The organism is Amycolatopsis sp. NPDC003861 (genome assembly GCF_053605405.1).
Window position 1 is genome coordinate 24,795 of the sequence record NZ_JBSGJD010000076.1, and the last position, 11,838, is coordinate 36,632.

The 11,838-nt window shown below is 70.7% G+C and carries 14 protein-coding genes; 12 read left to right on the top strand and 2 right to left on the bottom strand.

What is annotated here, in order from left to right:
* Positions 1 to 79: 79 nt before the first annotated feature.
* Positions 80 to 559, bottom strand: a complete 480-nt coding sequence (locus ACWEVN_RS20380; RefSeq protein WP_449683677.1) for a MarR family winged helix-turn-helix transcriptional regulator — start codon at positions 557 to 559, stop codon at positions 80 to 82.
* 9 nt (positions 560 to 568) lie between these two features.
* Positions 569 to 2,341, bottom strand: a complete 1,773-nt coding sequence (locus ACWEVN_RS20385) for an ABC transporter ATP-binding protein (RefSeq protein WP_452052293.1) — start codon at positions 2,339 to 2,341, stop codon at positions 569 to 571.
* Between the two features lie 196 nt (positions 2,342 to 2,537).
* On the opposite strand from ACWEVN_RS20385, the gene ffh reads away from it, so the two are divergent.
* From ffh to ACWEVN_RS20445, 12 genes are all read left to right on the top strand, one after another.
* Positions 2,538 to 4,073, top strand: coding sequence for a signal recognition particle protein (ffh, locus tag ACWEVN_RS20390; protein WP_449683675.1), 1,536 nt, complete (start codon positions 2,538 to 2,540; stop codon positions 4,071 to 4,073).
* Positions 4,070 to 5,146 carry an amidohydrolase family protein gene (locus tag ACWEVN_RS20395; RefSeq protein ID WP_452052294.1) on the top strand — a complete coding sequence of 359 codons (1,077 nt, stop codon included), beginning with the start codon at positions 4,070 to 4,072 and terminating at the stop codon, positions 5,144 to 5,146. Before ffh ends, ACWEVN_RS20395 begins: the two co-directional genes overlap by 4 nt.
* Before the next feature lie 45 nt (positions 5,147 to 5,191).
* Positions 5,192 to 5,917, top strand: coding sequence for a CPBP family intramembrane glutamic endopeptidase (locus tag ACWEVN_RS20400; RefSeq protein ID WP_310974444.1), 726 nt, complete (start codon positions 5,192 to 5,194; stop codon positions 5,915 to 5,917).
* A 101-nt stretch (positions 5,918 to 6,018) separates the two neighbouring features.
* The gene (locus ACWEVN_RS20405) at positions 6,019 to 6,822 is read left to right on the top strand and encodes a CPBP family intramembrane glutamic endopeptidase (protein WP_310974443.1); all 804 of its coding nucleotides are present in this window, start codon (positions 6,019 to 6,021) and stop codon (positions 6,820 to 6,822) included.
* A gap of 159 nt (positions 6,823 to 6,981) precedes the next feature.
* Positions 6,982 to 7,425, top strand: coding sequence for a 30S ribosomal protein S16 (gene rpsP / locus ACWEVN_RS20410; protein ID WP_043780385.1), 444 nt, complete (start codon positions 6,982 to 6,984; stop codon positions 7,423 to 7,425).
* Positions 7,422 to 7,661 carry an RNA-binding protein gene (locus ACWEVN_RS20415; protein WP_003103110.1) on the top strand — a complete coding sequence of 80 codons (240 nt, stop codon included), beginning with the start codon at positions 7,422 to 7,424 and terminating at the stop codon, positions 7,659 to 7,661. Before rpsP ends, ACWEVN_RS20415 begins: the two co-directional genes overlap by 4 nt.
* Before the next feature lie 22 nt (positions 7,662 to 7,683).
* Positions 7,684 to 8,196 carry a ribosome maturation factor RimM gene (gene rimM, locus ACWEVN_RS20420; protein ID WP_452052295.1) on the top strand — a complete coding sequence of 171 codons (513 nt, stop codon included), beginning with the start codon at positions 7,684 to 7,686 and terminating at the stop codon, positions 8,194 to 8,196.
* Between the two features lies 1 nt (position 8,197).
* On the top strand, positions 8,198 to 8,977 hold the full coding sequence (trmD, locus tag ACWEVN_RS20425) for a tRNA (guanosine(37)-N1)-methyltransferase TrmD (RefSeq protein WP_452052296.1): 780 nt from the start codon (positions 8,198 to 8,200) through the stop codon (positions 8,975 to 8,977).
* A 133-nt stretch (positions 8,978 to 9,110) separates the two neighbouring features.
* Positions 9,111 to 9,479 carry a 50S ribosomal protein L19 gene (rplS, locus tag ACWEVN_RS20430; RefSeq protein ID WP_091306793.1) on the top strand — a complete coding sequence of 123 codons (369 nt, stop codon included), beginning with the start codon at positions 9,111 to 9,113 and terminating at the stop codon, positions 9,477 to 9,479.
* Positions 9,480 to 9,510: 31 nt separating this feature from the next.
* Positions 9,511 to 10,449, top strand: coding sequence for a signal peptidase I (gene lepB, locus ACWEVN_RS20435; RefSeq protein WP_310974440.1), 939 nt, complete (start codon positions 9,511 to 9,513; stop codon positions 10,447 to 10,449).
* An 83-nt stretch (positions 10,450 to 10,532) separates the two neighbouring features.
* Positions 10,533 to 11,375: a ribonuclease HII gene (locus ACWEVN_RS20440; protein WP_452052298.1), complete on the top strand. Its 843-nt coding sequence runs from the start codon at positions 10,533 to 10,535 to the stop codon at positions 11,373 to 11,375.
* Positions 11,372 to 11,695 carry a DUF2469 domain-containing protein gene (locus tag ACWEVN_RS20445; RefSeq protein WP_003096226.1) on the top strand — a complete coding sequence of 108 codons (324 nt, stop codon included), beginning with the start codon at positions 11,372 to 11,374 and terminating at the stop codon, positions 11,693 to 11,695. Before ACWEVN_RS20440 ends, ACWEVN_RS20445 begins: the two co-directional genes overlap by 4 nt.
* Positions 11,696 to 11,838: the final 143 nt, after the last annotated feature.

Below are 11,838 nucleotides of genomic sequence, written 5' to 3' on the forward strand. Positions count from 1 at the left end.
CGCGGGGAGGCGGCGCGGGACACCAAAGGGGGTGTCCGAAGGCTGCCGTGGAGGGATCGAGGGGTCTCCACGGCAGCTTTCAGGCGTCCGCGACCCGGATCAGCAGGTCGGCGGCCAGCCGGAGCAGTTGCTGCTCGGTCGGCGAGAGCGTCGATTCGATGGCCCCGGCCAGCCAGCGTTCGCGCTGGGTGCTGTACCGGCGCAGGACGGCGAGGCCCTCGTCGGTGATGCTGACCCGCGAACGGCGTCCGTCGTCGGGGTCCGGCGTCCGCTCGATGTGGCCGCGGAGGTCCAGCGACGCCAGGATGCGGGTGAGCGACTGCGGCTGCAGCCGTTCCGCTTCGGCCAGCTCGGTCGGCGTCTGCGTGCCCGCGCGGTAGAGCCGGCTCAGCACCGCGAGCACCGCCGGTCCGGGGATGTGCCGGTCCGCCTCCGCGCGCATCCGCCAGTTCAGCCGCCCGACGCCTTCGCGTACCCGCCGGGACAGGTCGGCGAGTTCGGCGTCGGCGGTGACCCGCGCGGCGGTCTCGTCAAGGATCCGGGCCGGTTCCGTGTGCATGGACCCACATTAGGTGTTCCCTCGGACCAGCCGGGCATAACGCCCACCGCGCGTCAGCAGCTCGTCGTGCGTGCCGCGTTCCACGATCCGGCCCTCGTGCAGCACCACGATCTGGTCCGCGTGCTCCACAGTGGACAGCCGGTGCGCGATCGTCAGCGTCGTACGGCCGGCGGCGAGCCTGTCCAGCTCGGCCTGCACCGAGCGTTCGGTGCGGTTGTCGAGCGCGCTGGTCGCCTCGTCGAGGATGAGCACCGGTGGGCTGCGCAGCATCACCCGGGCGATGGCGATCCGCTGCTTCTCCCCGCCGGAGAACCGGTAGCCGCGCTGGCCCACGACCGTGTCGTACCCCTCCGGCAGCCCGGCCAGGGTGTCGTGGATGTGCGCGGCCTTCGCCGCCCGTTCGATCTCGTCGTCCGTCGCGTCCGGCTTGGCGAAGCGCAGGTTCTCCCGCACCGTGTCGTGGAAGAGGTACGTCTCCTGCGACACCAGCCCGACTCCGGCCGCGAGCGAAGCCAGCGTGACGTCCCGGACGTCGGTGCCGTCGATCGTCACCGAGCCGCCGCTCACCTCGTACAACCGGGCGACGAGGTACGCCAGCGTCGTCTTGCCCGAGCCCGTCGAGCCGACCAGAGCCGTCGTGGTCCCGGCCGGCACGTCGAGGTCGATGTCCCGCAGCGTCGGCGGGCCGTCTTCGGCGTAGCGGAACGAGACGCCCCGCATCGAGACGTCACCGCGGCGCACCTCCAGCTCTCGCGCGCCGGGCTTGTCCGCGATCTCCACCGGCAGGTCCAGGACCTCGAAGATGCGGCCGAACAGCGCTTTCGACGTCGCCACGTTCTGCCCGATGGTCTGCATCGCGCTCGCCGGCGCGACCAGCCGGTTGAGCATGCTGGTGAACGCCACGACGGTGCCGAGCGAGATCGGCGACGCACCGCCCGCCAGCGCCAGCCCGGCGATCCAGTAGACCAGGGCCGGGATCACCGTCAGGCTCATCGCCCGCGACGCGATCTGCCAGCGGCCGGCCAGAGCGGCCGCTCGTTCCAGCGAAGCGATCTCCCGCGACTCCGCCGCGAAACGCTCGCGCATCGCCCGCTCGTTGCCCATGGTCTTGGCGAGCAGCACCCCGGTGACCGACAGGGACTCTTCGACCATCGTCGTCAGCCGGGCCATCCGGCGGGTCCGGCCGCGGGCGAGGGTCCGCCGCTTCTTGCCCAGCCGCAGCGTGAACAGCAGGAACAACGGCACCACGATCAACGACAGCGCCGCGAGCTGCCAATCCAGCAGGACCAGGGCCACCGCGATGGCGATCGTCGTGGTCGCGTTCTGGACCATCGACCCGGCCGTCGTGGTGATCACGTTGTCCACTCCGCCGATGTCGTTGAACACCCGCGAGAGCACCTCGCCGCTCTTCGTCCGCGTGAAGAACCCGAGCGACATCCGCTGGAAGTGGCCGTACACCGAGACGCGCAGCTCGTTCATGACCCGCTGCCCGATGGTGTTGGACAGCCCGGTCGTGGCGACGCCGAGGGAGGCGCTGCCAGCCGCGCAGACGATCATCCCGGCCGCCAGGAGGCTGATCAGCAGCGTGTCGCGGTGCGGGAGGGCGTCGTCGAGGATTTCGCGCAGCAGGAACGGCGACACCACGCCGAGGCCGGCTTGCACGACGATCAGCGCGAACAGTGCGCCGAGCGGCCCCCGGTGCGGGCGGAACAGCCCGGCGATCCGCCGCAGCGGGACGGGTGCGTCGGCGTCGATGGCCGGTTCGCTCAGGACAGCGGTCATGCACCTATGTTTACCAAATTCCGCCGTCTGCGCCACCTATTTCCGCGAAGTCACACGAAAGTGGACCCGCGCGTTGTTTAACGTATGCGTATGAACGTGCGCACACCCGCGAAGAGAAGGAGCGGGAGCGACTACCCTCGACAGAGCCGGCCGCGTCCGGCGCGCCACCATCGACCCAGCTGGAGCGTGCACACCCGTGTTCGACACCCTCTCCGATCGGCTCACCGCCGCCCTGCAGACGCTCACGCGCAAGGGCAAGCTGTCCGACGCCGACATCGACGCCACCGCGCGCGAAATCCGCATCGCGCTGCTGGAGGCCGACGTCGCCCTCGGCGTGGTCAAGACCTTCATCGCGAGGATCAAAGAGCGGGCGAAGGGCGCCGAGGTCTCCCAGGCGCTCAACCCCGCCCAGCAGGTCATCAAGATCGTCAACGAGGAGCTCGTCGGGATCCTCGGCGGCGAGACGCGCCGGCTGAACCTGGCCAAGACCCCGCCGACCGTGATCATGCTCGCCGGTCTGCAGGGTGCCGGTAAGACGACGCTCGCCGGCAAGCTCGCGATGTGGCTGAAGAAGCAGGGCCACGCGCCGATGCTGGTCGCCTGCGACCTCCAGCGCCCGAACGCCGTCACGCAGCTGCAGGTCGTCGGCGAGCGCGCCGGTGTCGTCACCTTCGCGCCCGAGCCCGGCAACGGCGTCGGCGACCCGGTCGACGTCGCCCGCCGCGCCATCGCCGAGGCCAAGCACGCGCAGCACGACGTCGTCGTGGTCGACACCGCGGGCCGCCTGGGTGTCGACGAAGAGCTGATGAAGCAGGCCGCCGACATCCGCGACGCGGTCGAGCCGGACGAGGTCCTGTTCGTCGTCGACGCGATGATCGGCCAGGACGCCGTGACCACGGCGGAGGCGTTCCGCGACGGCGTCGGGTTCACCGGTGTCGTGCTCACGAAGCTCGACGGCGACGCGCGCGGTGGTGCCGCGCTGTCCGTGCGCGAAGTCACCGGTCAGCCGATCCTCTTCGCCTCCAACGGCGAGAAGCTCGAGGACTTCGACACCTTCCACCCGGACCGGATGGCGTCGCGGATCCTCGGCATGGGTGACGTGCTCACCCTGATCGAGCAGGCCGAGCAGGCCTTCGACCAGAAGCAGGCCGAGAAGGCCGCGGAGAAGCTCTCCAGTGGCCAGCTCACGCTGGAGGACTTCCTCGAGCAGATGCTCGCGGTCCGCAAGATGGGCCCGATCGGCAACCTGCTCGGCATGCTCCCGGGCGCCGGGCAGATGAAGGACCAGCTGGCCCAGGTCGACGACAAGCACCTGGACAAGCTGCAGGCGATCATCCGCGGCATGACTCCGGCCGAGCGCGAAGACCCGAAGATGATCAACGGGTCCCGGCGGCTGCGCATCGCCAACGGCTCCGGCGTCACCGTCCGGGAGGTCAACGACCTGGTCAACCGGTTCTTCGAGGCCCGCAAGATGATGGCCCAGATGGCCGGCCGGTTCGGCTTCGGCGGCGGGGGCGGTTCGAAGTCCCGCAAGGGCAAGAAGGGCAAGAAGGGCCGCGGCCCCACGCCCCCCAAGGTCCGCGGCGGCTTCCCCGGCGGCATGCCGATGCTGCCCCCGGGTGGCGGGATGCCGGGCGGCATGCCCGACCTGTCGCAGCTGGGCGGCATGAACGACGTCCCGGGCTTCGACCCGTCGAAGTTCAAGCTGCCGAAGAACCCCAAGGACAATTGAGCACCGCGCTCCACGCCGCCGGGGTGATCCTGCCCGGCGGCGAGCCGGGGGAGCTGTGGATCACCGGCGGCCGGATCTCGTTCGAGCCGGTGCCGGACGCCGAGACCCTGGGCCGGGACGTCTTCCTCGTGCCCGGCCTGGTCGACGCGCACTGCCACCCCGGCATCGGCGTCGGCGGCCCCGTTTCGCTCGACGAGGCGGCCGAGCAGGCGATCACCGACCGGAACGCCGGGACGCTGCTCATCCGCGACTGCGGGCTGCCCATCGACGTCCGGCCGCTGCAGCAGCGGGCCGACCTGCCGACGATCATCCGCGCCGGACGGCACCTCGCCCTGGTCAAGCGCTATATCCCGGGCCTCGGCATCGAGCTCGAGGACCCGGAGCAGCTGCCGGACGCGGTCGCCGAGCAGGCGCGGGATGGCGACGGCTGGGTCAAGCTCGTCGGCGACTGGATCGACCGCGGCGTGGGCGACCTCGCGCCGCTGTGGCCGGACGACGTCCTGGCCGAAGCCGTCAAGGTGGCGCACGACCACGGCGCCCGCGTTACCGCGCACGTGTTCGGCGAAGCGGCGTTGCCGGGGCTGATCGCGTCCGGTATCGACTGCCTCGAACACGGCACCGGCCTGAGCGCCGACCAACTGGCCGAGCTGGCGCGGCACGACGTCGCCCTGGTCCCGACGCTGATCAACATCGAGAACTTCCCGGGCATCGCGGACAAGGCGGGCAAGTACCCGACGTACGCCGCGCACATGCGCGCGCTGCATGCGGGCGTGGGCGAGATGGTCGCTTCGGCCATCGAAGCCGACGTACGCGTCTTCGCGGGCAGCGACGCCGGCGGGATGGTCGAGCACGGCAGGCTCGTCGACGAGATCGAGGCGCTCCACCGCGCCGGCCTGACCCGCGAGCAGGCCCTCGCGAGCGCGTCCTGGGCCGCCCGCGACTGGCTCGGCCACCCCGGCATCGCCGACGGCGCGCCCGCCGACCTGCTCGTCTACCCGAGCGATCCGCGCGAGGACCTGGGCGTCCTGCGGCATCCGTCGCACATCGTGCTCGGCGGCGTCGTCCACGCGTAGACCCCGCTGATTCCGTTGCGGGGTCGGCACTTTAGCGTGGGAGACGTGACGGACGACGACGGCGCACGGCGCGTGCTGGGAGCGCACTGGTGTTTCGTGGCGTTCTTCGCGGGCATCGCCGGCTACTACCTGGCCAACCTGATCATCGCCGCGGCGGTCAACCGCAACGTCGGCGAGTTCGACCCCCTCGAGCTGCACGACATCGGCCCGCTCCTGCTCCTGGCGTTCGTGCCGAACCTCCTGCTCGGCCTCGGCCCGGCGGTGGGCTCGTGGCGCTGGGGACAGGGGCTGCGCGCCGACTTCGGCCTCAAACCGACCTGGCGCGACGTCCGGATCGGCCTCGCCTGCGGGGTGCTCGCCCTGGTCGTCGGCTACCTGCTCAACCTGATGCTGATCGCGGTCTACGGCGCCGACGACGTCTCCGACAGCCCGCTGACCGACCTCGCCGACACCTTCGACGGCGACACGGTGTGGCTGGTGCTCGCGGCGGTGATCGTCATCGCCGGCGCGCCGATCACCGAAGAACTGCTGGTCCGCGGCACGTTGTGGAACGCGCTGTCGGTCCACCGGATCCCGCCGTGGGTGGTGCTCGTGCTCACCTCGCTCGTGTTCGCCCAGCTGCACGGCGAGCCGACCCGCACGATCGCCCTGTTCGGCCAGGGCATCGCGATGGGACTGGCCCGGCACCTGTCCGGCCGGGTCAGCGCCGGGGTGATCGCCCACGCGGCCAACAACCTGCCGCCCGCGGTGCTCCTGTTCGTCGCGCACTGACCGTTGCGAAGTTCGATGGACAGTAGCTGGACGGATACTGTGAGATCACATCGCGGCGGCTAGGCTCGACCTCTGGAGCCGACCGACGCGGAGGGCAAGGCGTGACCACTTCCCAGCCCCGGGACCCGGCTGCCGACGCCACGCCGTTCCCCGAGCCCGAGGAGCCCGCCGCGACCGCCTTCCTGCCGCCGGCGCCGCGGCACCGGTGGGGCTTCGGCGCCTTCCTGCTCGTCGAGGCCGTGCTGCTGGCCTCGGCGGCCTTCGTGTCCGTCCTCGTCGGCGACACCGGTCCCGGCCCGCTGCCGATGCGCGTCGTGCTGCTCGGCACCATGCTGCCGACGATGATCGCGGCCGGCGTCGCGGTCCTGATCACCTTCGTCCGCGGCAACGGGCCCGTGTCCGACCTGCGGCTCGAGTGGCGCTGGGCCGACGTGAAGACCGGGCTGCGCTACGGCTGCGTCGGGCTCGTCTTCACCACCCTCGCCGCCTACCTGTGGACGCAGCTGGTCGGCGACGCGAACGCGACGTCGGCGATCAGCGCGCTGGTCGAGGACCGCCGGATGTCGATCTCCGCGGCCCTGGTGATGTTCGTCTACCTCTGGCTGCTCGGCCCGATCTGCGAGGAGATCATCTACCGCGGCCTGCTCTGGGGTGCCGCGGAACAACTGCAGTGGCGCAGCGAGCGGTGGGGCCGGGTCGCGGCCTTCCTGCTGTCTACGGCGGTCTTCGCGGCCAGCCACCTCGAGCCCCTGCGGACGACGTTGCTGCTGGTCATCGCGGTGCCGATCGGCCTGGTGCGGCTGGTCACCGGCCGCCTGCCGGGCAGCATCGTCGCGCACCAGGTGAACAACTTCCTCCCGGCGCTGACCATCCTGCTCGGGGCGCTCGGGGTGGCCTCTTTCTAGGGGCGCGGGTGCCGTCTGGCAGAATGGGTCACTGCCTGCTTCCGCCGGACCCTCTCACCGTGCGAAAGCTCCTGACCTTCGGGTGCCCGCGTCCGTGTCCCCACTCGGCCCGCGTGCGCCCAGCCCAGCACCAGAGAGATTCGAGGAGAACCCACACCCGTGGCCGTCAAGATCAAGCTGCAGCGCCTCGGCAAGATCCGTGCGCCGTACTACCGCATCATCGTCGCCGACGCGCGCACCCGCCGGGACGGCAAGGCCATCGAGACGATCGGCAAGTACCACCCGAAGGAAGAGCCGAGCCTGATCGAGGTCGTCTCCGAGCGCGCCCAGTACTGGCTGGGTGTCGGCGCGCAGCCGACCGAGCCGGTCCAGCGCCTGCTGGAGATCACCGGTGACTGGCAGAAGTTCAAGGGCCTGCCGGGCGCCGAGGGCACCCTGAAGGTGGCCGAGCCGAAGCCGTCCAAGCAGGACCTGTTCAACGCGGCGCTGGCCGCGGCCGGCGAGGAGCCCTCCACCGAGGCCACCACGCCGAAGAAGAAGTCCGCCCCGAAGAAGGCCGAGGCCGAGAAGGCGGAGGCCGCTGAGGGCGAGAAGTCCGAGTGAGTTTCCTCGCGGACTCCCTCGAGCACCTGGTGCGCGGGATCGTCGACAACCCGGACGAGGTCCGGGTCGAGCTGCTGACCACGCGCCGTGGCCGCACGCTCGAGGTGCACGTGCACCCCGACGACCTCGGCAAGGTGATCGGCCGGGGTGGTCGCACGGCGACCGCTCTGCGCACCGTCATGGGCGGCATCGGTGGCCGCGGCGTCCGCGTGGACGTCGTCGACACCGACCGCTGAGCCTTCACGGAAAACGGTCAGGATGGACGTCGTAGTCGGCCGCATCGCGAAGGCGCACGGCATCCGCGGAGAACTCGCGGTGGACGTGCGCACGGACTCGCCGGAAGAGCGGTTCAAGATCGGTGCGGCCGTCACGACGAAGCTGCGTGACGGCAGCAAAAGGGACCTCACCATCGCAGCCGCCCGCGAACACAGCGGGCGGCTGCTGGTGCGTTTCGAGGAGGTCCTGACCCGCGACGTCGCCGAGACGCTGCGAGGCGCGCTGCTGGTGGCCGACACGGCCACGCTGCCGCCCACGTCGGACCCGGACGAGTTCTACGACCACGAGCTGGCCGGCCTGCGGGCCGAGCTCGCCGACGGCACGGTCGTCGGCAAGGTCGTCGAGGTCGTCCACTCGCCGGCGGGCGAGCTCCTGGAGCTCGACGTCGAGGGCCGGGACGTGCTGGTGCCGTTCGTCCGCGCGATCGTCCCCACGGTGGACGTCGCCGGCGGCCGGGTCGTGCTCGACCCGCCGGAAGGGCTCCTGGACGCCTGACATGCGGATCGACGTCGTCACGATCTTCCCCGAGTACCTCGACCCGCTGCGCGCCGCGCTGCTGGGCCGGGCGATCGACCGCGGCCTCATCGAGGTCGGCGTGCACGACCTGCGCGACTGGACGCACGACGTGCACCGCGCGGTCGACGACGCGCCGTACGGCGGCGGCCCCGGCATGGTGATGAAGCCGCAGATCTGGGGCCCGGCACTCGACGACGTCTGCACGTCCGAGACGCGGCTCGTCGTCCCGACGCCGGCCGGGCGGCCGTTCACGCAGGAGCTGGCCCACGCCTACGCGTCGGAAAAGCACCTGGTGTTCGCCTGCGGCCGGTACGAGGGCATCGACCAGCGGGTCGTCGACGACGCCGCCCGCCGGATGCCGGTCGACGAGGTGTCGATCGGCGACTACGTGCTGGTCGGCGGCGAGGCGGCGGTGCTGGTCATGGTCGAGGCCGTCGTCCGGCTGCTGCCCGGGGTGCTCGGCAACGCGCGTTCGGCCGCGGAGGACTCGTTCTCCGACGGCCTGCTCGAAGGGCCCAGCTACACGCGCCCGGAGGTGTGGCGGGAGCTGGCCGTGCCGGACGTCCTGCGGTCGGGCAACCACGCGCTGATCGACCGCTGGCGGCGTGACCAGGCCCTCAAGCGCACCGCCCGCCGCCGCCCCGATCTCCTGGCGGCGCTGCCGGAAGGTAGTCTCGACAAGCACGATCGCGGGGTCCTCGAGGGCTTGGACCCCGAGCAGGCCGAGGGCCGGTTCTCCCGGCCCGATCCCGGTCTGTAATACTTGACAGGTTGGCGTGAGTGGACCTCCTCGTCCACGAGCCCGCCATCAGCCCCCCGGGTCGCCCGCAGCGGCACCGTTGCGCGCCCGGGATCTGTACGCAAGCCATACCGAAGACGAGGACGGACCACCGATGAACACCCTGGACGCGCTGGACAAGCAGTCGCTGCGTTCCGACATCCCGGACTTCCGCCCGGGCGACACGCTCAAGGTGAGTGTCCGCGTCATCGAGGGCAACCGCGAGCGCAACCAGGTCTTCCAGGGCGTGGTCATCCGCCGTCAGGGCGGTGGCATCCGGGAGACCTTCACCGTGCGCAAGGTTTCGTTCGGCGTCGGCGTCGAGCGCACCTTCCCGGTGCACTCGCCGAACCTCGCCGAGATCGAGGTCCACAAGCGCGGTGACGTGCGGCGCGCGAAGCTGTACTACCTGCGCGACCTCCGCGGCAAGAAGGCCAAGATCAAGGAGCGTCGCGAGAACCGCGAGACGGCGTCGGCTAACTGAGTCACCACCCCGTTACCGGTAGCCTGACGACGTGGCCGAACCCGTGTCCCAGAACGCTCCCGAGGATGACCCCGATCGCTCCGAGGAGGACAAGCCCAGGCTGTCCCGCTCCGAGGAGCGCGGGGGATCCCGCCGGCGGCGAGCCAAGCCCGCCAAGAAACGGTCGTTCTGGAAGGAACTGCCGATCCTGCTCGTGATCGCCCTGGTGCTCACGATCCTGATCCAGACATTCCTCGCGAAGGTCTTCATGATCCCTTCGGGCTCCATGGAGGCCACCCTGCACGGGTGCCCCGGGTGCACCGGGGACCGGATCCTCGTCGATCGGGTCACCTACGACTTCACCGAGCCCGCCCCGGGTGACGTGATCGTGTTCAAGGGCCCGCAGGCGTGGATCAACAACGAGATCGCGCCGCAGGAGTCGGGCAACATCATCGTCCAGGGCCTGCGGGGTCTCGGCTCGCTGGTCGGGTTCGCCCCGCCGGACGAGCGCGACTTCGTCAAGCGGGTGATCGCCGTCGGCGGCCAGACCGTCCAGTGCTGCGACCCGCAGGGCCGGATGATCGTGGACGGCAAGGCGCTCGACGAGCCGTACATCCACTGGGAAGACCCGGCCGTCCAAGAGCAGAAGACCTTCGAGCCGGTCAAGGTTCCCGCCGGGATGCTCTGGGTCCAGGGCGACAACCGCAACAACTCCGACGACTCCCGGTTCCAGGGTGGCGGCGGTGTGAACGGCGCGGTCCCGGTGGAGAACGTCATCGGCAAGGCACGGATCATCGTCCTGCCGCCGAGCCGGTGGGGCGGCATCTCCGACCACAACCCGCAGGAAGCGGCGCAGCCGGTGGCCCTGGGCGCGCCGGCCTGGCAGAGCGGGCTCCCGCTCGGCGCCGGGATCGCGGCGGCGTGGCCGGCGTTGTTCCTCGGTCGCAAACTCAAGTCCGGACTGCGCCGGGCGGCCGGGCGGAAGCCCTAGCCCCTTGCCGGCAGACGGGTGATCCAGCTTTGACACTTCCCGTTCCCCTGACGGCGGCCGAGCCGATCCGGCCGCCGCGAGCCGTGGTGCGCGGCGACCTCTTCTGGGGTCTGCAAGGCGCGCTCGACCGCCGTGGTCTCGGCCCGGTCGCTGGCGTGGACGAAGCCGGCGCCGGCGCGTGCGCGGGGCCGCTGGTGGTCGCGGCCTGCGTGCTCAAACAGGGCGACGCGGCGAAGCTCACCGAGCTGACGGACTCGAAGATGATGACGGCCAAGGCGCGCGACCGGGTCTACGACCTGGTCCTCGCCCGGGCCGTCGACTTCTCGGTGATCGTCATCCCGACCGAAGAGGTCGATCTCTACGGCATCCGGGTGATGAACCTGGAGGGCATGCGCCGCGCCGCGGCGGCCCTGCGGGTCCAGCCGGGCTACATCCTCACCGACGGCTTCCGCGTCCCCGGCCTGACGGCTCCGAACGCGGCGGTCATCAAGGGCGACCGTTCGGTGGCCTGCATCGCGGCCGCGTCGGTGCTGGCCAAGGTGACGCGAGACCGCATCATGGCGGGCTACCACAACGACTTCCCGCACTACGGGTTCGACGTCCACAAGGGGTACAGCACGTCCGATCACATGGCGGCGCTGCGCGAACACGGTCCCAGCGACGTCCACCGCTGGTCCTACACGAACGTGGCCACGGTGGCCGTCAAGCACGGCCTGCGGCCCGCGCGGCCGGTCCTGCTGACGTATGCGGCGCTGGAGAAGGCCATGGAGAACGGCGGCGGCGCGAGCCTGACGGCCGTCCTCGACGAAGCTTTGGAACCACAACTCAGCCTGCCGCTGCATGCCCCGGCCGCGGCTGTGGGTCACAATGAACGCTCCGCCGGCGGAGCAGCGGCACGATCCCGAGGAGGGGCGCGGATTTCATGAGCGCAGAGGATCTCGAGAAGTACGAGACCGAGATGGAGCTCTCGCTGTACCGCGAGTACCGCGACATAGTCGGCCAGTTCTCGTACGTGGTGGAGACCGAGCGTCGGTTCTACCTGGCGAACGCGGTGGACGTCCAGGTCCGCGACGGCGGCGGCGAGGTGTACTTCGAGGTCCGCATGTCCGACGCGTGGGTCTGGGACATGTACCGCCCGGCCCGCTTCGTCAAGCACGTCCGGGTCATCACGTTCAAGGACGTCAACGTGGAGGAGCTCGACAAGCCGGACCTCCGTCTTCCGGAAGACGGGCCGTTCTCGGGCTAGTCCCACCTGGGACCGACCGCGCCGCGCCACCCCCCCCGGGGGGGCCGCGCGGGGGTTTTTTGGCCCATGGGGCGTGTCGCCCGCGCCCCGGTTTACCAAAACACCCCAATTGAACAACAACCCCCTACCGGTCTAGTGTGACC